At 68.6% G+C, this 24,243-nt stretch carries 16 protein-coding genes; 4 read left to right on the top strand and 12 right to left on the bottom strand.

Features of this window, described 5'->3' with window-relative positions; all coding sequences use genetic code 11:
* Positions 1–152: 152 nt before the first annotated feature.
* From ACYQ4W_RS10990 to kdpF, 8 genes are all read right to left on the bottom strand, one after another.
* Positions 153–2,336: an O-linked N-acetylglucosamine transferase, SPINDLY family protein gene (locus tag ACYQ4W_RS10990; protein ID WP_459856403.1), complete on the bottom strand. Its 2,184-nt coding sequence runs from the start codon at positions 2,334–2,336 to the stop codon at positions 153–155.
* Positions 2,337–2,696: 360 nt separating this feature from the next.
* A complete protein-coding gene (locus ACYQ4W_RS10985) occupies positions 2,697–3,590 on the bottom strand; it encodes an MCP four helix bundle domain-containing protein (protein ID WP_459856400.1) in 894 nt (297 codons plus the stop codon).
* A 52-nt stretch (positions 3,591–3,642) separates the two neighbouring features.
* Positions 3,643–4,365 carry a response regulator gene (locus ACYQ4W_RS10980; protein ID WP_459856398.1) on the bottom strand — a complete coding sequence of 241 codons (723 nt, stop codon included), beginning with the start codon at positions 4,363–4,365 and terminating at the stop codon, positions 3,643–3,645.
* Positions 4,362–7,160 carry a DUF4118 domain-containing protein gene (locus tag ACYQ4W_RS10975; RefSeq protein ID WP_459856396.1) on the bottom strand — a complete coding sequence of 933 codons (2,799 nt, stop codon included), beginning with the start codon at positions 7,158–7,160 and terminating at the stop codon, positions 4,362–4,364. The genes ACYQ4W_RS10980 and ACYQ4W_RS10975 overlap by 4 nt, the downstream gene beginning before the upstream one ends.
* A 14-nt stretch (positions 7,161–7,174) precedes the next feature.
* The gene (kdpC, locus tag ACYQ4W_RS10970) at positions 7,175–7,822 is read right to left on the bottom strand and encodes a potassium-transporting ATPase subunit KdpC (RefSeq protein WP_459856394.1); all 648 of its coding nucleotides are present in this window, start codon (positions 7,820–7,822) and stop codon (positions 7,175–7,177) included.
* A 13-nt stretch (positions 7,823–7,835) separates the two neighbouring features.
* A complete protein-coding gene (kdpB, locus tag ACYQ4W_RS10965; RefSeq protein ID WP_459856392.1) occupies positions 7,836–9,923 on the bottom strand; it encodes a potassium-transporting ATPase subunit KdpB in 2,088 nt (695 codons plus the stop codon).
* Positions 9,924–9,952: 29 nt separating this feature from the next.
* Positions 9,953–11,728: a potassium-transporting ATPase subunit KdpA gene (gene kdpA, locus ACYQ4W_RS10960; protein ID WP_459856390.1), complete on the bottom strand. Its 1,776-nt coding sequence runs from the start codon at positions 11,726–11,728 to the stop codon at positions 9,953–9,955.
* Entirely contained in the window at positions 11,728–11,820 is a 93-nt protein-coding gene (kdpF, locus tag ACYQ4W_RS10955; protein ID WP_459856388.1) for a K(+)-transporting ATPase subunit F, read from the bottom strand. The genes kdpA and kdpF overlap by 1 nt, the downstream gene beginning before the upstream one ends.
* 530 nt (positions 11,821–12,350) lie before the next feature.
* On the opposite strand from kdpF, the gene ACYQ4W_RS10950 reads away from it, so the two are divergent.
* Positions 12,351–12,593 carry a hypothetical protein gene (locus ACYQ4W_RS10950; protein ID WP_459856386.1) on the top strand — a complete coding sequence of 81 codons (243 nt, stop codon included), beginning with the start codon at positions 12,351–12,353 and terminating at the stop codon, positions 12,591–12,593.
* A 39-nt stretch (positions 12,594–12,632) separates the two neighbouring features.
* Here ACYQ4W_RS10950 and ACYQ4W_RS10945 read toward each other — a convergent pair whose 3' ends face one another.
* Complete coding sequence (locus ACYQ4W_RS10945) at positions 12,633–12,890, bottom strand: hypothetical protein (RefSeq protein WP_459856384.1); 258 nt, start codon at positions 12,888–12,890, stop codon at positions 12,633–12,635.
* Between the two features lie 285 nt (positions 12,891–13,175).
* On the opposite strand from ACYQ4W_RS10945, the gene ACYQ4W_RS10940 reads away from it, so the two are divergent.
* The 3 genes from ACYQ4W_RS10940 (at position 13,176) to ACYQ4W_RS10930 (ending at position 19,606) form a co-directional block, all read left to right on the top strand.
* The gene (locus ACYQ4W_RS10940; RefSeq protein WP_459856382.1) at positions 13,176–13,793 is read left to right on the top strand and encodes a TetR/AcrR family transcriptional regulator; all 618 of its coding nucleotides are present in this window, start codon (positions 13,176–13,178) and stop codon (positions 13,791–13,793) included.
* Between the two features lie 711 nt (positions 13,794–14,504).
* Entirely contained in the window at positions 14,505–15,806 is a 1,302-nt protein-coding gene (locus ACYQ4W_RS10935; protein WP_459856380.1) for an alpha/beta hydrolase family protein, read from the top strand.
* A gap of 389 nt (positions 15,807–16,195) precedes the next feature.
* Entirely contained in the window at positions 16,196–19,606 is a 3,411-nt protein-coding gene (locus tag ACYQ4W_RS10930) for an ATP-binding protein (RefSeq protein WP_459856378.1), read from the top strand.
* Between the two features lie 143 nt (positions 19,607–19,749).
* Here the strand turns inward: ACYQ4W_RS10930 and ACYQ4W_RS10925 are convergent, their stop codons facing one another.
* The 3 genes from ACYQ4W_RS10925 to ACYQ4W_RS10915 all read right to left on the bottom strand — a co-directional run bounded on the left by ACYQ4W_RS10925 (position 19,750) and on the right by ACYQ4W_RS10915 (position 24,233).
* A complete protein-coding gene (locus ACYQ4W_RS10925) occupies positions 19,750–21,003 on the bottom strand; it encodes a nitrogen regulation protein NR(II) (RefSeq protein WP_459856376.1) in 1,254 nt (417 codons plus the stop codon).
* 127 nt (positions 21,004–21,130) lie between these two features.
* Positions 21,131–22,993 (bottom strand): CobW family GTP-binding protein, encoded by a 1,863-nt coding sequence (locus ACYQ4W_RS10920; protein ID WP_459856374.1) that lies wholly within the window; start codon positions 22,991–22,993, stop codon positions 21,131–21,133.
* A gap of 73 nt (positions 22,994–23,066) precedes the next feature.
* Positions 23,067–24,233, bottom strand: a complete 1,167-nt coding sequence (locus ACYQ4W_RS10915) for an MBL fold metallo-hydrolase (protein WP_459856372.1) — start codon at positions 24,231–24,233, stop codon at positions 23,067–23,069.
* Positions 24,234–24,243 lie beyond the last annotated feature (10 nt).

The following is a 24,243-nucleotide window of genomic DNA, read 5'->3' as shown; positions in this document are numbered from 1 at the left end:
GAGTATTCGCCAGGAGCAAGGCCCCTGAATTATTGCTGTATCCATCTATGTGTGTATTGGCGATTCTGCCGCGCTGCAACTTGTGTCACGCAGCAGCGGGAAGTGGCCCTTTGGCGGTGACGCCGGAAGAGCGGCGTTGCGCAGGACGCAACCTAGCGCGTTGTCCGCCGCGCCCACATATCCCACAGCGCGGCTTCGAGGCGTTTGGCGAAGTGCGGCGCGTCGAACAGGGCCGAGGCCAGCACGCGCGCGCGCAGGTTCTGGCGCAACGCCGCCAGCGCGGGCAGGTCCGCGGCCAAGGCCACGGCCTTGCGCTGGTACTCGGCCTCGCTCCAGGCGATCCACTCCGGCAGCCCCGCCGCAGTGAGCAGGCTGGCTCCCTGCCGGCCCAGCAACCCCTTGCCCGCCAGGGTCAGCGTGGGCACGCCCATCCACAGCGCCTCGCAGGTGGTGGTGCCGCCGGGGTAGGGGAAGGTGTCGAGGATGATGTCGATCTCGTTGTGCGCGGCGAGGTATTCCGCACGGGGCACGCCGGTGAGAAGCCGCACGCGCGCCGGGTCCACGCCGCGCCGCGCCAGACCTGCAAGCAGGGTTTCGGACGCGGCGGCGTCGCCCAGCTGGCGGCACTGCACGCGCAGCCGTGACGCGGGCAGCGCGCTGAGCGCCCCGGCCCACAGATCAAGCACCGGCTGCCCGATCTTGGCCAGGTTCTGGAACGAGCCGAAGGTGACGAAGCCGTTCTCCAGCGCTGGCAGCGGCCCCACGGCGATGTCCTCGCGCGGGGCGGTGAAGCACAGCCGCGTTTCCGGCAGGGCGAGCACGGTTTCCGTGAACCATTGCCGGTGCGTTTCCGGCACGCCCGTGTCGTCCGCCAGCAGAAAGTCCATCTCCGCGAGCCCGGTGGACGCGAAGTAGCCCAGCCAGCTGGCCTGCACCGGCGCCGGCTTGCGGGCGAAAAGCTCCAGGCGGTTCTGGGCCGTGTGGCCGGAGAGGTCCACCAGCACATGCACGCCGTCGGCGTGGATCAGCTCCGCCGCCGCATCGTCGCCAAGCCCGGCCAAAGACTTCCAGGCGGCGAAGCGCGGCCGGATGCGCTCCGTAAGGGCGTCGCCGTCGTTGGCGGTGGGGTAGGCGTACAACTCGACGCGCGCGTGGTCCATGCAGCCCAGCACCGCCTCCAGAAAGTGCCCCACCGGGTGGGAGCGCAAGTCGCCGGAAACGAAGCCCACGCGCAGCCGTTGCGGGGCCGCGTCGCAGCGCCAAAAGCCGTAGCGCGCCCCGGCCCGAGCGGCCGCATCCGCGCCGTAGCGCTTGGCCTCGGCCAGATATTCCGCCGGGGCGCAGTGCTCCGCGTGGCTCAAGACGAAGAGCAGGTTGCTGCGCGCGGCGGCAAGCCCCGGCCGCAGGGCCAGGGCCTGGCGGTAGCAGTCCTCGGCCTCGCGCAGGCGGCCCAGGGTGTGCAGCGTGTTGCCGAGGTTGCTCAGGGTCTCCGGGTCTGCCGGGCGGATGTTTAGGGAGGCGCGGAAGCTCTCCTCGGATTCCTTGAGGCGGCCCAGCTGGTGCAGGGCGTTGCCCAGGTTGTTCAGGGCCTCGGCGTAGCCGGGCCGGAGCGCCAGCGCCCGCCGGAAGCAGGGCTCGGCCTCGGCCGCGCGATTCAGGGCGTTCAGGGCCATGCCCAGGTTGTTGTGCGCCTGGGCCGCGTGCGGATTCAGCTCCAGGGCGCGGCGGCAGCAGGCCTCGGCTTCCTGCGGGCGTCCCAGGGCGTTCAACGCTGCGCCGAGGTTGGCGTGGATGTGCGCGCTGCCGGGGGCGAGCGCCAGGGCGCGGCGGAAGCAGACCTCGGCCTCGGCCGTGCGCTCCAGGGCGTGCAGGGTGTTGCCCAGGTTGCTGTGGGCGTCGGCGTAATCGGGATCGAGAACCAGGGCGCGGCGGTAGCCGGCCTCGGCCTCGGGCAGGCGGCCCAGGGCCTGCATGGCAATGGCCAGATTGGCCTGGACCTGCGCGTCGTTGGGCAGCAGGGCGGCGGCGCGGGCGTTGGCCTCCAGGGCTTCGGCCGGGCGGGACAGGGCGAGCAGCACTGCGCCCAGGGCCTTCCAGCAGAAGCCGTGGTCCGGGTGCGCGGCGGTGAGGGCGCGGGCGCAGGCCTCGGCCTCGGCGTGGCGGCCCTGGTTGAACAGCTCGGCCAGGGCCATGAGCGCGGCGGGTGCGGGCGCGCCTGCGCGAACAGGCGTGGACGCGGCCTGGGATGTGGCGCCGCGTGCGGTTTCCGGTTTGGTGCCGCGCGCTGGCTTGGGCGCGTGCTTGCGGGCCTTGGCGGGGCGGTTCTTTTTCGGCATGTGCGGGCACCCGTTTGCTGGAGTGGGAGACGCCGCGCATCATGCTGTGTTTTTTGACGATGGGCAAGGCGCGAGGCGGGCGCGAGACCACCGTCGGCCAGACGAATGGCGGCCAGACGGGCGCTAGCCAGCCGGGGGCGGCTCGGCGCAGGGCCACGGCCAGCGTCCCGCGCCGCGCGCGGCTCGGAACAATGCCGCGCTGCGGGCGGAACGCCTCTCCGGTGTCGTGCCGGGTTCGCCCCCCGTGCCAAGGTCGGCCCCGGCGCAGGGCCGAAGCCGCCGTCCGGCGCAGCGTGGCGATTGTCCGCTTCAGGGGGCGGCGGGCGCTTTTCCCGCGCCGTGCCGGCCGCCGTGCTTTGGCTAGCGCGTGCCCTTGGCCAGGCCGGCGCCCAGGAAGTCGCGCAGGGCGTTCAGGGCCTCGTCGCACACGGCCAGCACCTTGACCTTGCGGTCCAGCGAAAGGTCAAGGGAGCGCACGTTGGTGTTCAGGCGCGAAAGGCGCACCACCTCGGCCGTGGTCGTGTGGAATTCCTCGTAGGCGGCCAGGGCCTGGGCTCCGGCCGCGCCCAGCGCGCCAAGATCGGCGCGGACCTGCGTGTCGGCCGCGGCCATGCGCTTTTCCAGCTCGTCCATGCGCGCGTCGGTTTTCTCCGTGATGTGCGGCGCGTGCAGGGCCTGGATGCGCAGGGCCTCGGTCAGGGCCCGCGAGGCCAGCAGCGCCGGTTGCGCGCTCTTGCCGCCCTTGGCTCCCGCGTCGAGGACGGGCTTGAGCGCCAGCTCCATCTTGGCCAGGGCTTCGGCGGCCGGGCCAAAGGACAGGGCAAAGGCCTTGAGGTTGGTGTTCTGCACGGCCAGGGCCAGCACCTCCTCGTCCGCCTTGCGGTACTCGGCAAAGGCGTCCTCGAAGCGGCGCAGCAAAGCTGCCTCCTCGGCGTTGCCCGCAGGCAGCGCCTTGTAGGCCGCGAGCCCCGCCGCGACCTGCTCCGCCGCAGCCTGGGCGCGCTTGGCGTTGTCCTTTGAGGCTGCGTCGGTCTCGGCCATCACCGCGCTTTTTTCCGCGTCCGCCGCGGCGTAAAGGTCCGCACGCATGCGGGCGACGATTTGCGCCTTCTGGCTGCCGCGCACAAAGGCGCTCTCCAGGTGCTCGCCGCGGCCCAGAAACCACAGCGCCAGTCCGGAAAGCACGATCATGAACACGGCCAGGGCCAAGGTCAGGCCGGGGGAAAAACGGTTCTTCATGTCCGCGAGGTTCATGCGATCTCCCTGGTTTGCGGCCTTGGGCATCCGTCCTGGCCGCGGCGTTGTTTCAGATGTTCGGCGTTTCCGGCGCGTCGGCTTCCTCCAGCCGGTAGCCTATGCCGGTCTCGGTGCGCAGAAAGCGCGGCCGGGCCGGGTCGGGCTCGATCTTGTGCCGCAGCTGGTGCACGTAGATGCGTGGATAGTGGGACTGGTCGTCGCGGGCGCTGCCCCAGACCTCCTTCAAAAGCTGCCGGTGGGTCACGACCTTGCCCGCGTGCCGCACGAGATAGGCCAACAGCTTGAACTCGATGGGCGTGAGGTGCGCCTCGGCGCCGTTCAGGCGCACGCGCCGCGCGGCCAGGTCGACGCTGAGCGCGCCGACGCGGAACACCGGCTCCGGCTTGTCCTGCCCGGCGCTTGCGGTGTGGCGCAGGGCAACGCGCATGCGCGCGGCCAGCTCGCCCACGCTGAAGGGCTTGATGAGGTAGTCGTCGGCCCCGGCGTCCAGGGCGTCGATCTTGTCCTGCTCTTTGCCGCGGGCCGAGAGCACCAGAATGGGCGTGGCGGTCCACTGCCGCACGCGCCGGATGACGTCGAGCCCGTCCATGCCCGGCAGCCCCAGGTCCAGCAGAATGACATCCGGCTGGTGCGAGGCCGCCATGCCGAGACCTTCCTCGCCGCTCTCCGCCTCAAGAAAGCGGAAGCCCTGGCTCTCCAGAAAGGCGCGCAGAAAGCAGCGGATGGGGGCCTCGTCCTCGATGACCAGCACCAGCGCCTTGTCCGTGGTCACAGGGGTTCCTCCTTTGCCGCCGCATCGCGCCGGTTTTCGTCCGTGCCCGGGTCCGTGGCCTCGCGCCGGGCCTCGTTGAGGGCCGCGGCCTGCCTGCGGCCGTCCGGCACGGGCAGGGTGACGTGGAACACGGCCCCGCCCCCGGCGCGGTTCTCGGCCCAGATGCGCCCGCCATGGACCTGGGCGATGGCCCGGCAAATGGCCAGCCCGATGCCGTAGCCCTTGCGTGCGGAGCCCGCCTGCCCCTGATAAAACAGATCAAAGACCTTTTCCAGCTCATCCTCGGAAAGCCCCGGTCCCCGGTCGGCCACGGAGAACGCCACCTCGCGGCCGTGCGCATGGGCCTCGATGCTGATGGGCGTGGCCTCCGGCGCGTACTTCACGGCGTTTTCCAGCAGGTTCAAGAAGAGCTGCTCCATGAGCACGCCGTCCAGGTCGAGCATGGGCAGGTCGCCGGGCATGTCCATGTCCACGCCGCGGCCGGCCAGGCGCTTTTCCAGCAGGTTCAGGGCCGCGCCCAGGGGCTCCTCCAGGGATTGCAGCTCCAGGTCGGGCTTGAGCGTGCCGGATTCGAGCTTGGTCATGCGCAGGAGGTTGCCGATGAGCCGCGACAGGCGCTCGGCCTCGTCGAAGATATTGGCCGCCAGCGAGCGGCGCAGGTCCGTCTCCAGCCTGTCGCCCACCTGCACGAGGCTGTCGGCCGAGCCCATGATGGCCGCCAGCGGGGTTTGCAGGTCGTGCGTCACCGAGGACAAAAGCGAGGTCTTGAGCCGCTCGGTCTCGGCCTCCATCTGCGCGTGCAGGCTCTCGGTCTCCAGGCGCTCCACCTCCAGGGCCAGGGCCACCTGCCGCGCCAGGGTCTCGATCATGTGCATCTGCTCCGGCGAGAACAGGGCCCCTTGGGTTTCGGGCCGCAGGCCCAGCACGCCCACGGTGTCCTTGAGGCCGACGAGCGGCACGTAGAGCGCGCCGCTGGTGGGCAGGGTGCTTGTGCCCAGCCCGGCCACGTGTCCGTTGGCGAAAACCCACTGGGCCACGCCCTCGCCCTTGTGGCTGAGGCTGAAGGCTTCGCTGTCGCCCACGAACTCCTTGAGCAGGCCTTCGTCATCGGGCAGCAGGGCCAGGGCCCGGCAGGTGAACAGCTCGGACACGTGGTCGATGGCGATGCGCAGCAGCTTTTCCGTGCCGCGCGTGCCGGCCAGCTCGCGGGAAAGGGCCAGCATGACCTGGGTGCGGGCCTCGCGCCCGCGCGCGGCCACGGCCTGCTGGCGCACATGGGCCGTCAACCGGCTTATGACCACCGCGGCCACGAACATGGTGGCGAAGGTGAACAGGTATTCGGTGTCGCTCACGGCCAGGCTGAAGCGCGGCGGCACGAAGAACACGTCGAAGCAGAGCACGCCCAGGGCGGACGACAGGATGGCCGGACCCTGCCCGCAGCGGGTGGCGATGAACATGGTGCCCAGCAGGTAGACCATGATGAGGTTGGCCAGCTCGAAGGAGCCGTACATGGCGAAGCAAAGGGCGGAGCAGGCGGCCACGGTGAGCAGGCTCTGGCCGTAGCCCGGCCAGTCCACGGGCGCGGCCTTGGCCGGCGCGGCCTGGTGCCGGGGGCCTTCGCCCGCGTCGTTGGGATCGTCGCCCCGGATGACCTGCACGTCGATCTCGCCGCTTTTGCGGATGAGCTCGTCCACCGGGCTGCCCAGAAGCGAGTCGAGCAGGCGCGGCCGCACGGGCTTGCCGATGATGACGCTGGACACGTTGCGCGCGCGCGCCAGGGTGAGGATTTCCTCGGTGATGTTGCGGCCGGTGAGGGTGACCACCTCCGCGCCGAGCTGTTCGGCCAGGCGCAGGTTGTGCACCACCTGGTTGCGGCGCGGGTCGGTTTGGGCCAGGGGCTGGGTCTCCACATAGGCGGCAATCCAGTGGGCGTGCTGCGCCGCGGCCATGCGCTTCACCGCGCGCACCAGCCGGGCCGAGGTGGGGCTTGGCCCCACGCAGACGAGCAGCCGCCCCGTGGTGGGCCAGGTGACTTCTATGGCCTGGCCCTGGCGGTAGACCAGGACCTCGGCGTTCACGCGGTCGGCCACCACGCGCAGGGCCAGCTCCCGCAGGGCGAAGAGGTTGCCGGAGCGGAAGAAGTTCTGCGCGGCGCGCTCCGCCTGCTGGGGCACGTAGACCTTGCCCTCGCGCAGGCGCTTCAGCAGATCGTCCGGGGTCAGGTCCACCAGCACCAGCTCGTGGGCCTCCTCCAGCACGGAGTCGGGCACGGTCTCGCGCACGGCGATGCCGGTTATCTGCGCCACCACGTCGGAGAGGCTCTCCACGTGCTGCACGTTCAGGGTCGTGTACACGTCGATGTTCTGGTCCAGCAGCTCCAGCACGTCCTGCCAGCGCTTCTCGTGCCGGGAGCCGGGCGCGTTGGTGTGGGCCAGCTCGTCCATGAGGATGAGCGCGGGCCGCCGGGCCAGGGCCGTATCCAGGTCGAATTCGTGCAGCTGGTGGCCCTTGTACTCCACCGTGGCCCTGGGCAGCACGTCTATGCCCGCCAGCAGCGCCTCTGTCTCGCCCCGGCCGTGGGTCTCCACCACGCCGGCCAGCACGTCGCGGCCTTCGGCCTGCTGGGTGTAGGCCTCGGTGAGCATGGCGTAGGTCTTGCCCACGCCGGGCGCGGCCCCGAAGAAGATGCGCAGCCGCCCGCGCGAGCGCCGCCGCTCCTCCTTGCCGGCCAGGGCCAGCAGGGCGTCGGGGTCCGGCCGTCTGTCCGGTCCGCGCTTGTCGTCGCATGAGGCCATGGTGCTTCTCCCGTTTACGGCTTCGTCTGTGTATGGACGCTCGGGACCAGGGAATCAAGCTCTCTGTTGAGCAGCAGCACGTTCACCCGCGCCTCGCCCAGAAAGCCCAGCTGGCGCGACTGCGTGTGCCGGGCCACAAGGGCCGCCAGGGCCTCCTCGTCCATGCCGCGCGCCTTGGCGACGCGGGGAATCTGGTAGGCCGCGGCCGCCGGGCTGATGTGCGGGTCGAGCCCGGAGCCGGAGGCCGTGAGCAGGTCTGCCGGAATGGGCAGCGTGTTGTCCTTGTCGGCCGCGCGCAGGGCCTCGGCGCGTTCCTGCACGGCCTTCAGCTGGGCCGCGCCCGCCGGGGTGAGGTTCCCGCCGCCGCTGGAGCTTGCGTTGTACGGCTGGGGCGACGTGGCCGAGGGCCGTCCCCAGAAGTGGCCGGGGTCCGTGAACTGCTGGCCCAAAAGCGCCGAGCCGACGACCGTGGCCTTGTCCGCGCTTTTATCCGCCCCTTTGTCCGCGATGAGGCTGCCCTCGGCCTGGGACGGGAACAGCGCCTTGGCCGCCAGGGTGATGGCCGTGGGGTACACGAGCCCGGTGAGGACGGACAGGGCGATGAGCAGGAAGAACGCCGGGCGCAGCTGGCGTCCCAGAATGTTGAACATGTCCTTGAGCATGGTGAGGCCTCCCTTATGCCAAATGCAGGGCCACGAGGGCCATGTCGATGAGCTTGATGCCCGCAAAGGGCGCGATGAGCCCGCCGCCGCCGTAGATGATGAGGTTGTCGCGCAGGATAGTCGCCGCGCCCGCCGCCTTGTAGGCCACGCCGCGCAGGGCCAGGGGAATGAGCAGCACGATGATGAGCGCGTTGAAGATGACCGCCGAGAGGATGGCGCTTTGCGGCGTGGCCAGCCCCATGACGTTCAGCGCGCCAAGGGCCGGATACATGCCCACAAAGGCCGCGGGCACGATGGCGAAGTACTTGGCGATGTCGTTTGAGATGCTGAAGGTCGTCAGCGAGCCGCGCGTCATGAGCAGCTGCTTGCCGATGCTCACGATCTCCATGAGCTTGGTGGGGCTGGAGTCCAGGTCCACCATGTTTCCGGCCTCCTTGGCGGCCTGGGTGCCGGTGTTCATGGCCACGCCCACGTCGGCCTGGGCCAGGGCCGGGGCGTCGTTGGTGCCGTCGCCGGTCATGGCCACCAGACGGCCCTCGGCCTGGATCTGGCGGATGAGCGCCAGCTTCTGCTCGGGCTTGGCCTCGGCCAAAAAGTCGTCCACCCCGGCCTCGGCGGCGATGGCCGCGGCGGTGAGCGGGTTGTCGCCGGTGACCATGATGGTCTTGATGCCCATGCGCCGGAGCTCGGCGAACTTCTCGCGGATGCCGCCCTTGACGATGTCCTTGAGCCAGATGGCGCCCAGCACCCGCACGCCCGCCGGGGTCTTTTCGGCCACCAAGAGCGGCGTGCCGCCCTCGCGGGCGATGTCCTGCACGTGGCCCTGCACAGCCTGGGGGAAGGCGCTGCCGGAGTCCGTGGCCAGCCGCTCGATGGAGTCGGGCGCGCCCTTGAGGATGGCGCGGCCGCCGGGCAGGTTCACGCCGCTCATGCGCGTTTGCGCGGTGAAGGGAATGAAGGTGGCGCCAAGCTGGGTCACGTCGCGCTGGCGCAGGCCGAATTTCTCCTTGGCCAGCACCACGATGCTGCGGCCCTCCGGTGTTTCGTCCACAAGGGACGAAAGCTGGGCCGCGTCGGCCAGCTCGGCCTCGGTGACGCCCGGGGCGGGCAGGAAGGCCGCGGCCTGGCGGTTGCCCAGGGTGATGGTGCCGGTCTTGTCGAGCAAGAGCACGTCCACGTCGCCCGCGGCCTCCACGGCGCGGCCGCTCATGGCGATGACGTTGGCCTGGATGAGCCGGTCCATGCCGGCGATGCCGATGGCCGACAAGAGCCCGCCGATGGTGGTGGGCGCAAGGCAGACGAAGAGGGCGGTGAGCACGGTGACGCTGATCACCGCCCCCTTGCCCGCCTGTTCCACGCCGAACTGGGAGAAGGGCAGCAGCGTGGCGCAAACAAGCAGGAAGATGATGGTGAGCGCGGCGAGCAGGATGTTCAGCGCGATTTCGTTGGGCGTCTTGCGGCGCTTGGCCCCTTCGACCATGCCGATCATGCGGTCGAGGAAGGTCTCGCCCGGGTCCGCGCTGATGCGGATCATGATGGAGTCGGACAGGACGCGGGTGCCGCCGGTGACGGCGCTTCTGTCGCCTCCGGCCTCGCGGATGACGGGCGCGGACTCGCCGGTGATGGCGCTTTCGTCCACGCTGGCCACGCCGTCGATGACCTCGCCGTCGCAGGGAATGCTCTCGCCCGCGTCCACCAGCACGATGTCGCCCTTGCGCAGGGTGGTGGAGGAGACCATTTGGCTTTCCGCGTCGCGGTCGGCCTGGGCGAGCTTGCGCGCGGGCGTTTCGGCCCGGGCCTGGCGCAGGGTCGCGGCCTGCGCCTTGCCCCGGCCCTCGGCCATGGCCTCCGCGAAGTTGGCGAAGAGCACCGTGAACCACAACCACAGCGAAATGGCCAGAATGAACCCGGCGGGCGCTTCGCCCTGGCCGAACAGCGCCTGGATGAAGAGCAGGGTGGTGAGCATGCTGCCGATATAGACCGTGAACATGACAGGGTTTTTCACCTGCACGCGCGGAGAGAGCTTGCGGAAGGAATCAAGCGCCGCACGTTTGACGATCTCGCGATCGAACAAGGGGCGGGACAGGCTTTTGCCGGACATTGGGAATACTCCTTGCCTATTGGGGGGCTCTAGTGGCCGAGCATCATCAAATGTTCCACAATGGGGCCGAGGGCCAGGGCCGGAATGAAGGTGAGCGCGCCCACCACCAGCACCACGCAGACCACAAGTCCGCAGAACAGCGGCGTGTGCGTGGGCAGGGTGCCCGCGCTCACGGGCACGGCCTTTTTCGCGGCCAGGCTGCCGGCCAGGGCCAGCACGGGAATGGCCGTCCAGAAGCGCCCGGCCAGCATGGTCAGCCCGCCGAGCAGGTTGTACAGCGGAACGTTGGCCGAAAGCCCGGCGAAGGCGCTGCCGTTGTTGTTGGACATGCTGGAGAAGGCGTACAGGATTTCGCTGAAGCCGTGCGGCCCGGGGTTGGCTATGGCGCCCCGGCCAGAGGCAGTCATCACCGCCCAGGCCGTGCCGATGAGCACCCCGAAGAGCGGCACCATGATGACCAGCGAGCACATCTTGGTCTCGAAGGCCTCGATCTTTTTGCCCAGGTATTCCGGCGTGCGGCCCACCATAAGCCCGCCGATGAACACCACGATGATGGCGAACACCAGCATGCCGTAAAGCCCGGAGCCCACGCCGCCGAAAACCACCTCGCCCAGCTGCATCAGCACCATGGGCACAAGCCCGCCCAGGGGGGTGAAGGAGTCGTGCATGGCGTTCACCGCGCCGCAGGAGGTGGCCGTGGTCACGGTGGCGAACAGCGCCGAGGCCGTGACGCCGAAGCGCAGCTCCTTGCCCTCCATGTTCCCGGCGAACTGCCCGCCGGTGATGGCCGTCATCTGCGGCACGCCCGCGTGCTCGGCCCAGAGGCACAAGCCCAGGAAGCCCACGAAGATGACGGTCATGGCCGTGAGCAGCACCCAGCCTTGCCGTGCGTCGCCCACCATGCGGCCAAAGGTGTGGCACAGGGCCGCCGGAATGAGCAGGATGGCCAGCATCTCCAGCAGGTTCGTCAGGGGCGTTGGATTTTCAAAGGGATGCGCGGAGTTGGCGTTGAAGAAGCCGCCACCGTTGGTGCCCAGCTCCTTGATGGCCTCCTGCGAGGCCACGGGGCCGCGCGCAATGGCCTGCTGCGTGGCTGTGGCGGGGGTGGGCTTCAGCGCCGGGTCGGCCTTCAGGTCCTCGGCCGAGGGGGCGACTTCATAGGCCACGGGCTCGCTCAAGGTGGCGTTGACCGTGCCGGCGAAGGTCTGCGGCACGCCCTGCCACACAAGGACCAGCGAAAGCACGACCGCCAGGGGCAGCAGAATGTACAGGGTGGCGCGCGTCAAATCGACCCAGAAGTTGCCCAGGTTGCGCGTCTCGCGCCGGGTGAGCCCGCGGATGAGCGCGGCCAGCACGGCTATGCCCGTGGCCGCGGACACGAAGTTGTGCACCGTGAGCCCCGCCATCTGAGTCAGGTAGCTCATGGTGCTCTCGCCGCTGTAGGCCTGCCAGTTGGTGTTGGTGATGAAGCTCATGGCCGTGTTGAAGGCCAGGCCCGGCTCCACTGCGCTCATGCCGTCGGGGTTGAGCGGCAGCCAGCCCTGGGCCCGCTGGAGCAGATACAGGATGACCACGCCGGCCATGCTGAAGAGGAACATGGCCAGGGCGTATGCCTTCCAGTCCATCTCCTCCTGCGGCTTCACCCCGCAGACGCGGTACAGCAGGCGCTCCAGCGGTCCCAGCACGCGGGTAAGCAGGCAGGATTCGCCCTGCAGCACCTTGGCCATGTATTGGCCCAGCGGCCAGGCCAGCCCGAACAGCAGCGCCAAGAACACGACGATGGTGAGAATGTGCGCGAACGGCATCACTCGAAGGCCTCCGGTTTGAGCAGGGCCGCCGCCAGATAGACGAGCAGCCCCAGCACCACGATTCCAGTCACGATATACAGGGGGTTCATGAGCGCAACTCCTTCAGGGTTTCCGCCAGGCGGACCAGCCCCAGGGTGGCCAGCACGGCCAGCAGGAACAAGAGCCCGATGAGGCTGTCCGAGGGCGTCGTCCAGAGATTCCACATGTTGTTTTCCTCCTCCCGGCGGGGTTCGCCGGGTTCCTTGCGTGGAGATATAGCACCGCGGGAATAAAGGGTGTGTAGAGAATTGCGGGCGGCGTGTAAGGATTGTGTATGGACGGAAGCCGGAGCCTGGCGGCGGCCCGGTGCGCGCACAGCAACATGCTGTCATCATTGAATGATGCTGGTTGCCGCCTGCGGCCGTCGCGTGGCGGTGCCGGGGCCGGAGGCGCCCGCAAAGGGCCGCCAAGCCGGGTGGCGCAACGTCGAGGCAACGGCACGCGGAAGGCTTCTGCGTATTTTTGTGGGGAATTTGGCGCGCGACGAGCGGAGCTGCTTCTGTTATGTTGTCGAACCGGCGCGGACGTGATGGGCGGTCCCCGCCGGGGCAGCGAAGAATGCAAACAATGAAGAGGGCCCATGCAAAAGATCGTTTTTAAAAGAGCCATCCCTTTCCGCACAACCCTTGGCACCATCGAAACCGACACCATCATTGCCGAAAGCAGCACCGGACGCCCGGATGAAGTCATCGATGTCGTCGGCGTGGTGGACCGGTCGCTGGCGGTTGTGCGCTACGGCAGCAAATGCGTCTTCAGCAAGAACAGCATCATCCGCACGGAGCCTTTTTCCGAAGAGGAACTGCCGCCGCTTTCCCGTCCGTGAGCTTGCGCCCGCGCCGTGTGCGGCTCCGCGGCCAATCTGTCAGCGGCGGATGTAGCCGTCCCAGAAATGCGCGGCCACGGCAGTGTCGCCGGGTTCCGCCTTGCACAGCTCCACAAGGCGATAGCCGTCGGATTCGTCGACAACCATGTGCCAGATGACGCCGCAGGCGGCGCAGCTGTACTGCCGGTGCGCCACGGGGGCGCCCTGGCGCTTCTCCCAGGCGATCTTCTTCGTGTAGCCGCCGCAGTCCGGGCAGCGCCAGCGCTCCATCGGGGGGATCTGCTGGAATTCCTTCATTTTTCCTCCAATGGCAATGGCTGCGGACTTCTGCTGCTCGTACGCGTGCCGGGCTGTTACGCCATTTGCGGCGCGTTGCCTCGGACATGGAGCTGCCGCGGTTTCGCCCGGCAGGTGGTCGCCTGTTGCAGGGCGCTTTGCGCGGCCCGCATGGCCGGGGTCCCCGGAACCTGGGGCGTCACGGCATATTGACCGTACGGTACGGTCAGGATAGACGATTGTCAATTCCTGCGCTTGCCCGCTATGGCGCGCAGGGCCACGACCACAACCGGGAGTGAAGAATCCATGGCGAGATCCCGCACACAGCGCGACCGCAGGACCGAGATTCTCGCGGTGGCCGGACCGCTCTTTGCGGCCAACGGGTACCAGGGAACGTCCATGTCCGAAATCGCCGCCGCCGTCGGCGGTTCAAAGGGCACGCTCTACACGTACTTCCCGAGGAAAGAGGCCCTGTTCGAGGCCGTCATACTGCAAAGGACCCAGGCGCGTGCCGCCATCGTCTTTGAGTTTCCCACGCGCACCGGCGATTTGCGCACGGTGCTCACGCGCTTCGGCTTGCGGTACCTGGAGCTCGTTGTGGACGAATCCTCGGTCACCTTGCTGCGCCTGCTGTACAACGAGGCGCCGCGCTTTCCGGAAATCGGCCGGATCTTCCATGAGCGCTGCATCCTGGTGGGCCGGAGGCAGTTGGCCGCGTACCTGGCGCTCGCCCAGCGCGATGGCGAGATGGCCGCCTGCGACCCGGACATGGCCGCGGAGCAGTTCCTCATGCTGTGCCACGCAAAGGTGCACATGGCGCGCATGCTTTGCGTGCAGCCAGCCATCACGGCGGATGAGGCCGAGGAGGTCGTCGCCGCCGCCGTCGCGACATTTTTGGCGGCCCACGGAGCGAACCGGGCATAGCCCGTCCGCGTTTTGGCCGGCAGCGCCGCACGAGGCGTCGATGTCCGGCCGCCAGCGCCGCCGCCAGCGCCTGCGGGAATCCCACGCGCCGGGCCAAAGCCCCGCGACCCGCTTCTTGCCGAGCCTCCGGCGCTTCCACTGCGCATGTGTCCATGCGTTGCAGAGATGTCCGCCGCCGCCGCCAGCGCCGCCGCACGGCTCCCGCGCGGTCCGTCTGGCGAAGCCCGGCCGTTGGACGCCAACGCAAAGGCGGTGCTGTGCGCCAGGGCCTGGACAGCCCTCCGCCGACCATTGGCAAGCGCCGAGGCGGCATGGAAAAGCGGTGAGCGCGGTTTTGGGCGGCCCCTGCAATGCGGCGATGCCGGCTCTGTCGGCAGGTTCCGCCCCAGGCTGCGCAGCCGGGCATATGGCGTGCAATGCCGACGGCGGAATGGATTTTCACGTGCTTTCACGTGGGATTTCATTGACGCGCGGCGTCGGCGTGAGGATAAAACACAGCATCTTCCTGCGCAATGCGGGCGGCCTGCTGCGGGGAGGATCAGCGCATGACGCGCGGCGCCGGAGCTTCTGCCAGTTCCCTTCAGGCTGGCGCTGAACCGTGCGCCGCCCCGCCCGTTTTTAGCCGCCACGAAAGCGGGAAGGCCTGAGCCCAGACATGGAAATACCGGGCGGCGTCCCCGCGCGCCCTGAACAATCTTGCGGAGAAAGCACATGAAACCATGCTGCCGCGCTTGGCCCGCATCAATCGCAATTCTCGTCCCAACCCTCGCCATGCTTCTCGCCCTGGCGCTGCCCGCCCAGGCGGCAGAAAACCCCAAGGACGGGGCGGCGGATTTCGACATGCACGCGGCCTACGTGCGCTATCATTTTCAGGACGCCGACATGGACTTCACCTTCGGGTCCGTGGTGCTGGGCACGGTGGGCAACGGCGGGGCCGAGAGCGGCGAGGCCTTTGCCGTGGCCGCAAGGATCAAGGATGGCGACGCGGCCAGTTGGCAGGAGCAATGGCTGAAGATGGCCCAGCTGGTCGAGGCGCGCGGCGAGAAATCCCTGTCCGGCGGGCACAAGGTGAGCGCGCGGCAGCAGTTTCTGCGCGCGTCCAACTATTACCGCATCGGGCTGCTGGCCATGCTGCCCGGCGATCCCCGCCTGCCCCGGGCGGGCAAGAAAAGCCGCGAGCTGATGCGCAAGGCCGGCGCGCTCATGGAGCCGCCGCTGGAATATTTCGAGGTGCCCTTTGAGGGCGCAGTGCTGCCGGGCTATTTCCGCGCGGCCAAGGCCGACGGCAGGCCGCACAAGACGCTGCTCATGCTGGGCGGCGGCGAAACCTTCGCCGAGGACCTGGTGTTCTACATCATGCCCCAGGCCATCCAGCGCGGGTACAACTTCGTCACCGTCGATCTGCCCGGCCAGGGCCTCATGCCGCTTGGGGGCAAGCACTTCCGCCCGGAAATGTGGAAGCCCGTCAAGGCCGTCGTGGATACGATCATCTCCCGCAGGGAGATAGACGCGCAGCGCCTTGCCGTCTACGGCATCAGCGGCGGCGGCGGTTTCGCTCCGCAGGCCGCGCAGCACGACAAGCGCCTGCGGGCCGTGGTGGCGAACAGCTGCGTGGTGGACGCCCTGCCGCTTTTCGCCTCCATGACGCCCGTGACCACGGCCACGGCGGACAAGGTGGCCGGCTGGACCAGCTTCCACGCCAACACGGTGAAGGGCGTGGCCTGGCGCTGGAACGTGCCCCAGGACAACATCCCCGGTCTGGTGGAGGCCAACAGGGGCTTCTCCTTCGCGCCGGAGAAGATCGCGGTGCCCCTGCTCTCGGTGGTGGGCGAGGGCGAGTACAACGGCGCGGCCGAGGTGCGCCGCCAGCAGACGCTCTGCATCGACGGGGTGCCCAACAGAAAGCTCGTGGTCACCCCCCTGGCCGAGGGGGCGGCCAACCACTGCGTCATGGAGAACCGCAGCCTCATGGCCCAGGAGGTCTTCGACTGGCTGGACGACGCCCTGCGGTAGCGCGGAGAATCATGGCGCGGCGGCTCGGCAAGCAGCCCGGACGGTTCTGAAACGTGGGTGCGAGCGTCTCTTCCTGCGCGCCACTTCGGCTCTGAGCGCGGCTCAGGAGAGGCGGACCTGTTTGAGCATTTTCGCGGCACGGCGTGGGCTCTGCGCTTCCCCGCATGGCAGGGGGGGCAAGGCCCAGACGCCGCGGTGCGCAAATGCAGGCGCCGGGGGCGGTTGGCAAAGACCGGCGGTCCCGGCTTGGGCGCGTGGCTGGGGGAAAGCCTCGGGCCGAGGGCGCTCGGGAGCGCGTTGCGGCTTAAGGGGGCGCGTTGGACGCCCCGCCCGGAATGATTGAAGCGGCAGTCGCTTGCAAGGGCTCGGCATTGCAGATACCTTTAGCCATGACTAAACCCCCGTCCCTTGGCCGCGCGGTTCTTGCGGCGCTGACCCTCGCGGTCCTGCTGTGCGCCCTTGGGTGCGGGCGGCAGCACCGGGCCCCGCCGCGCGCCCAGGACGGCGTCCTCGACCTCAGCGGCTGGAGCCTTGAAAAGGACGGTCCCGTGCCGCTGCACGGGCAGTGGGAGTTCCTGTGGGGCGGTTTTGGTCCGGCCGAGCATCGCGGGCCCCTGAACCCCGGCGGCCCGGCCGACCATTACGTCGTCCCCGCCCTGTGGCAGGCCCCGACAGCCCTGGGCCGGCCCGTTGCGCCCCACGGACTGGCCGCCTATCGGCTGCGGGTGCGCCTTGCCCCCGGCGCGGGAGCCGACGCCCTGTACCTCTCCGGATTTCTTTCCGTCTGCCAAGTCTGGGTCGATGGCCGCCTCTCCGGGAGCAGCGGCGACATCGACGGGACCGGCGGCGGCGAGACCCCGCGCAAACACCTTGTCATGCCCGCCTTCGAGCCCGCCGGTCCGGAGGTCGAGATCGTGCTGGTGGTCTCGAACCATGCCAATGTGCAGGGCGGGCTGAACACGCCCGTGATCATGGGCACGCAGGAGCAGATCAGCCGCATGGCCAGCCTGCGCTGGATGACCGGGGCGTTTCTGGCCGGGGTGCTGCTGGCCATGGGCGCGTATCATCTTGTGGTTTTCGCCATGCGCCGGGCCGACAAGGGCAACCTGTATTTCGGCCTCTTCACCCTGGCCTGGAGCGTGGCCACCCTGTTCAGCCCGGCCAGCGGCTTTGTCGTCAGCGAGTTCACGCGGCTGCCCTGGCAGGCGCACATCGACCTGGCGCTCCTGCCCTACGGCCTCACCATTCCGCTCATGGTGGTGCTCTACCACGCGCTGTTCCCCAAGCGCTGCGGCCGCTGGGTCAACACCTTCTACATCCTGCTCGGCGGCGCATACGTCGCCTATCTGCTGCTCAACGGGCCCAATGCCTTTGGCCGCGTGCCCCTGCTGTACTACATGGTCACGCGCACGGCCTTCCTCTATCTGTTCGCGGCGTTCGCCACGGACATCCTGCGCCGCGAGCGCGGCGTGCTGCTGCTGGCGCCGGGCTACCTGGCCCTGGCCTACGCGGAGCTGAGCAAGATCCTCTTCGACCTGCACGTGACCTCCTCGGCCGACTTTGCGCCGCACGGCATGATGGTCTTCATTCTGGCGCACTCGCTGTTCATGTCCGTGCGTTTCTCCCAGGCCTATCTCAAGGTGGAGCGGCTTTCCGGCGAGCTGGAGGTCTCCAACGACCGTCTGCGGCGTCTGAACAGGCTCAAGGACGAGTTTCTGGCCAACGCCACCCACGAGCTGAAGACCCCGCTGGCGGGCATGGTGGGCATTTCGGACTCGCTTTTGGCCGGGGCCGGGGGAACGCTGTCCGAGACGGCCAAAGGGCATTTGCACATGCTCTCGCACAGCGGCAAGCGCCTGTCCCGCCTGGTGGACGACGTGCTGGAGCACGCCCGGCTGGAGAACATGGACGTGCGGCTCGCGCCGGAGGCGGTGAGCCTTGAAGCCGCGGCCCGGCGCACGCTGGCCCTGACGCGCGGCCTGGCCGAAGACAAGGGCTTGGAGCTGCGCGAAACCCTGCCCGCCGCGCTGCCCTTCGTCCTGGCCGATCCGGGCCGGCTGGAGCAGATTCTGCTCAACCTTGTGGGCAACGCCATCAAGTACACGGAGCGCGGCTGGGTGGAGCTCTCGGCCAGGGTCGGCAGCGGGCGCGTGGAGATTGCCGTGGCCGACTCGGGCGTGGGCATAGCCCCCGCCGATCAGAGCAGCATCTTCGCGTCGTATGCCCAACTGGCGGCCAGCGATTCCGGCGGCACAGGCGGCGCCGGGCTGGGCCTGGCCATTGCCAAGCGCCTGGTGGAGCTGCACGGCGGGGAGCTCGCCGTGGACTCGGAGCCGGGACGGGGCAGCGTGTTTTCCTTCAGCCTGCCGCTTTGCGCCGCCGCGGAAAAAGAGACCCGGCCCGAGGCCACGGGCCTGTGCGCGCCGCCAGCCCTGGTGGCCCAGGACCTGGGCGGGGGCGAGTCGCCGCGCGGTGCGGCAGGTCCGGACTATCAGGTGCTGGTGGTGGACGACGAGCCGGTGAACCTGCATGTGGTGGCCACCTGCCTCGCGGTGGCGGGCATCAGCTTCAAGACCGCCCGGAGCGGGGCGGAGGCCCTGGCGCTTCTGGCCACGGGCGACGATCCCGGCATGGTGCTGCTGGACGTGATGATGCCCGGGCAGGACGGCTACGCCGTGTGCCGGGAAATCCGCCGCACGCGCGCCGCCGCCTCGCTGCCCGTGGTCATGCTCACCTGCCGCAGCCGCGTGGAGGATGTGCTGGAGGGCTTTGCCGCCGGGGCCAACGACTATGTCACCAAGCCCTTCCCGCGGGAGGAGATGCTTGCCCGCGTGGGCACGCAGCTCGATCTGCGCCGGGCCCACCGCGTGCTGGAGGAGAACGTGAGCCTGCGGCGAGAGGTGGCCATGCGCCGCAAGACCGAGCAGGAGCTGCGGCTCCGTCAGCTCCGGCTTTCCAGAATGTTGGACGCCATCGGCGAGGCGGTGTTCGCGGTGAACCAGAGCAGGGAGATCGCCTTCTGCAACCAGGCCTTCGAGACTCTGACCGGCAGAAGCGCTCAGGAGATTTTGGGTCAGCCCCTGGCGTGTCTTTTGGCCGCGCCGGAAGCTCCCGCCGCGCTCGCCCTGCGGCAGGGGCTGGATGCGCTGCTGGATGGCGTGGACGCCTCTGGAAGCTTTGAGACCGTGGGCATCGCCACAGCCGCCGGGACCGCTCTGGCCTGCCGGGTGCACGCGGCCCGGCTGGAGATGGAGGACGAGCCGCTGCTGCTGCTGAGCCTGGCCGGAGGCGGGGAGGACGCCCGGAGCGCGGTCGACTCCGCGGACATGCTGCGCCGGGTTGAGGGCAACCGCCAACGCCTGCAACGCCTGGGCGAGGCCTTGCTGGCCCTGGAGGGCGGCGCGGCCCAGGCGGCCGTGCTGGAGGATCTGAACGCCATCGACGCCCTGCTGGAGAGCATTTGCGGCAGGCTGGGCGGCCACGGCGGCGAGCCGGACGCCCGGAGGCTTGCCGTGCTGGTGATGCAGTCCGCCCTTGAGTGCTGGGCCGAGTCCACGGGCTTGGGCAAGGGTGAGCTGGCCGTGCAGTCCGGTTTGTGGAACGTCTACATGGAGCGCGACGGCTACCTGCGCACGCAGACCCTCGACAAGTACCTGAGCCTCGACACGTTGCCCCAGCGGCCGCGTTGGCGCAGCGTTGCGGCCACCGCCGAGTTCGTGTTCTCCGCCTGCCCGGCCGCTTGCCGCGAGCGGGACGAGCTGCGGCGCCTGCTGGACCGGCTGCGGCAGCTGGCTCAGTAGGGGCGCGGCCCCCGCCTTTCCGCCTCGTGCGCCCGGGCCGCAAGGGACGAACGCCCCCGCCCGGCCGGTGCGGCCGCGTGCTTTCCGCAACCGCGCGTCATCCGATACTGTTGCCGCACGGGCTGCGGCGCCGGGCTGCGCAGTTAGGGCTGGCTGGCGTCCACCCTGGCGAGATTCCTGGCGAAATCGGCGACCATCTCCCGGCACACCGCGCTGCCCAGCGCATTGAAGCTGTTGGCGACGGTGGAGCAGAAGATCAGCACATACTTCAACTTGCCCAGCTCAAAATACGGCTCCGCGTAATAGGAGTGGATGCCGTTTGGGATGAACAGCACCCAGTCGATGGGCCGGGTGCTCATGGTGGTTTCGTCCACCACGAGATGGTCCAGGCCGAAACGGACGAGATTTTCCGCGATGGAGCCGACGTACGGGTATTCCACCCGCCGGGACTTGTCCTTGCAAGGCGCGCCCACGCCCGTCACCAGCACCTTGTTGTCGTCGATGAATATGCGGGAGAGCATGACGCCTTCGGCCTGGATGCCGCCCGGGCAGACCGCGAGCAGCGCCTGGAGCAGCTCCTCTTCCGTTTGGGCCAGGCTGAAGGCCCCGGCGCAGTGGGAGGCAGGCTGCGGCGTGCTTTGCGGCAGGTTGAAGAGGGGTTGCAGCTTGACCCATAAATAGCTGACCCCCCGGTGGACCAGAGGGCGGATGCGCGCCGAGCAGAAGAAGGGCTGGCCCTGCCGGTCCTGCAAGGTCACCGCGCCCCGCCAGGAGTTGTTGAAGATCAGGCTTTCGTAGATGCCTTGCCGGCTCTGCTCCGAGGCGTTTGCGAACAGGGCGTCGAGGGAGGGCAGGGGTTCACCGGGCGAGAAGCGGAACAAGTCCTGGGCGGCCTGGTTGGCGTGCGCTATCTGCTTGCCGGGAAAGCGCACGAGAAGGACCGGCGTGTCCATCAACTCTATGCTTTCCATGGGCGTTATGTTCTTTTCCAGGCCAAAGGCGCGCGCCACGAGGTTGGTGCAGCAGGCCAGCAGCCCCACATAGCAGGTGGAGGCGTCGGGCGCGGCCAGCCCCAGCAGCACCATCCAGCGCGTTTCACCATCCTCGCCGTGAATGCGGAAGACGACGGAGGTGGGCTGCTGATTCTTGGCGCACTGCAGCGCGTGCGAAAAGGCCTCGAAGTCGTCGCTCAGCACGACGGTCTTCGCATACTCCTGGTTCTGCAGCAGCAGGTTGACATTGGTGTTGAAGGCGTTGGAGTCGTTTTTGTTGAAGAACGTGATCTTGTTGTTGGCGCTGTTGATGTACCAAAAGACGGCGGGAACGTCCTGCAGGTCCGAAAGCCATTGGTGCAGCAGCCGCACGAAGTCGAAAAAAGGCTTTTTCTCAAGCTCCACAGGTCATTCCTCCGGCAACCGCCGCTCACTGTCTGTTTTGCAACACTTGCGCAGCTCTTCTTTGGTCCTGGCCATTCCCTGCGCGCACAAAAAAGCCCCGTGCGCGCCGCACCCGTGTTGTCCTGGTTCATAGCGCGGCGGGCATCTCCTCCACCGCGTCGGCCTCGGCCCAGTGGGCCAGCAGCGCCCTGCGGTTCAGGTGGCGGCCGATGCAGACCACAAACGCGGACGCCGCCGGAGCATCGGCCCTGACGCCCGGACCGGCAAACGGCTCCACGGCGCATTCTCCGCCCACACCTTGCAGCAGGACCGGGCCGTCTTCAAGTGTATCAAGGATGCCCTTGACGCGGAAGGGGTCGCCAGGGCAGGTGCGCGCCAGGCGCACAAGCTCCGCGCGGGGCAGGGGGCGGCGCAAGAACAGCCGCACGGCGCAGAACCCCTCGTCCGCATGGCTGGCGTGGGCGCCGGGAACGCGCGGCAGCAGCCCCGCGGACGTTCTGGCCGGCTCGAACAGGGGCAGCAGCTCCGGCGGCAGCGGCTCGGAGCCGGATTCGCACAGCCGGGCTGCGGGATTGAGCGCCTTTACCGCTGCCCGCAAATGCAGCCGCTGCCCTGGGGAGGCGAGGTTGCACTTGCTCACCACCACCACATCCGCTCCGCGCACCTGGTCTCGTCCCAATTCGCTCTCGGCCAGCAGGGTTTCGCCGTGCAGGCCGTCCAGCACGGTGATCACCGCCTCCAGCCGGACCAGCTCCCGCAGTTCTTCCAGCTCGGCCCGCAGATTCATGGGGTTGGCCAGGCCCGTGGTCTCCAGAATGAGCATCTCGGGATTGGCCCTGGCCTGCAGTTCGCGCACGCCCGCGCGCAGGTTGCCGCTGATGGTGCAGCAGACGCAGCCCTCGTCCATGGCCAGGACGGGCGCGGCGTCGCCCACCAGACGCTCGTCCAGGCCGGTGGCCCCGATTTCGTTCTGGATGACGCCGACGCAGCGCTCCCTGGTCCGCTGCCGCTCGATGATGCTGTTCAAGAGCGTCGTCTTGCCGGAGCCCAAAAAGCCGCAGAGCACGAACAGGCCGGGCCGCGCGTCCGCGTCGAAGGCCGGCGGGGCGTCTTGTTCCGCAGCGGTGTGCACGCGCCAGCAGGGTGCCTGGGCAGCCTCTTCGGGCAAGGCCTCCGGCTTCAGCGCCGGGGCCCGCAGCTCCAGCACGGCTTCGTTCTGCGCCGGCGGGGTCATGTCTCCCCAGGCCAGCCACTCGGTGATGTTGCTCAGCCCCGGCGCGCCGACATGACGCCAGCGGCCCTGCGGGTCCTGCTGCTCCTCCCAGGCCGGGCGCGCCTCGCGCCGGAACAGGCTCGGCGGCTCGCCGGCGCAGACCGTTATGGCCGCGGTCAAAACGTCGAACCAGCCGCGCGCGATGTCCAGGGCGGGGATGTCCTCCTCCAGGCCGCCCGGCGGCACCAGCCAGTCCTCGCTTCCCGGCAGGGGGATGCCTCTTGTCGAGCGGATGCGCTTGCGCTGCGGCGCTTCCAGGCACAGGGCCAGGGCGCTGCCGTCGTGCGGGGCCGCAAGCTTTATTTGCGCCACAAGAAAGGGGCCCGAGAGCTCCGGGTACAGGGGAAACGCGCGCACCGCCTCGGCATAGCCGGGCCGCTGGGTCTCAACGGCGGCCACCAGGCGCAGGCGTTCGCACAGGTCTTCCTCGGGCGCGGGAAAATAGTGCAGCTCAAAGCGCATTTGGATCTGTTCGTCGTCTTGCCCGGGCGTGCCCAGCGTGGCCGCCCGGCCCAGGCGCATGCCGAAGACGCCGGGCCGCGTGTCGATGCGCGCGGTGAAGGTTTCGGTATCGTGGGGGGCCAGCCCGCGCCAGCGCACCAGCCGCCGGAAGACATTCTCGCGGCAGGCCTGGGTGATGGCATTGAGGGGCAGCCCGGCCAGACAGTCCGCCGTCAGCCGGGGCGAACCCGGCGGGAGGAAATAATCGTTGCGCATGGCGGGCCTCCGCGTTGCAACCGTGGCGATGAAGGGGGGCGGGACCCCTGTGCGCAAGCCCCGCCCCGGTTCTTTAGCCAAAGGTGATGGTGTCGCCGTTGCCCAGGTAGTCCTTGGTCTTGGAGCGGTAGCGCGCGGTGCCCTGCACCACGGGGTAGCCGCGCTCCACGAACTTCTTGGCGGTGAGCACGCCTGTGCAGTGGTTGCAGCCGATGCGCTGGAAGTCCCACTTCTTGAGCGCTATGACCAGATCGTCATACTTGGGGTCCCAGTCCTCAAAGGGCGAGATGTGCAGCCCGCCGTAAAGGCCGTGGAACTGGTCGTTCTCGTACTTGAGCTCCTTGTGGATCACGGAGGTCATTTGCAGAATGCCCTGGTGGTTGCACCCGGAGACAACGACCAGTCCCTTGTCCTTCACGTTGAAGGCCAGGGAGGTTTCGCCGAAGACGCGGTTGATGATGGGCACGTCGAACTTGATGACCGCCATGCCCGGCGCGAACTTGAGTATGGGCTCCTTCTGGATCACGGGCTCGCCCTTGTAGCCAGCGTCCTTGATGTACTGCAGGCCTTCCTTGTAGAAGCCGGCGTGCAGGTACATGGGAATGCGGTTGTCGTACTTCATGGTCACGGGCAGGCCCCAGAAGTGGTCCCAGTGCTCGTGCGAGAGGAACAGGGCCTCGATGTCGTGCGCCGCGAGCATCTGGTCGATGCGCTCGCGCTTGAAGGCCTGGTCCATCCACTGGAACGACCAGCCCGAGTCCAGCAGGTACTTGTGCTTGGTGCCGTCCATGGCCTCCATCTCCACCAGGCAGGAGAACCCGCCGGGATTCTCCGGGTGCAGGGCGACCTTCTTCTGCTCCTCCCAGGCCCTGTCGAGGTCGTGGGGCAGGTACTTGCCGATGCTCTTGATGCCGTCCTCGTAGGAGCCCTTGCCCGGTCCCCTGCCGTTGGCGAAGGGCGCCCAGTTGAGCGTGTACTGGTTGACGAGCAGGCCGCCCGCGGCGTGGATGTCGCCCATGAGGTCGGCGTTGCTGAACCAGCTGGTCTCGGAGATGTTGGTCACCTTGACGCTGCGGCAGACGCCGAAGTCCGCCTGCTTGCGCTCGATGGCGGGCAGCCGGGAGTAGGCCCACTTGGTGTATGAGTATGCGCCCATGGAGGCGAAGAGCCCCACGCAGGCCCCCGTGGCCACGCCCTTGAGGAAGTCGCGCCTGTTCATTGTCTTGTTGTTGTCGTCCATGGCTATCTCC

Source organism: Humidesulfovibrio idahonensis (assembly GCF_054657715.1).
The sequence above is the reverse complement of the archived record's forward strand: the minus strand, read 5'-3'. Positions and strand labels throughout refer to the sequence as shown.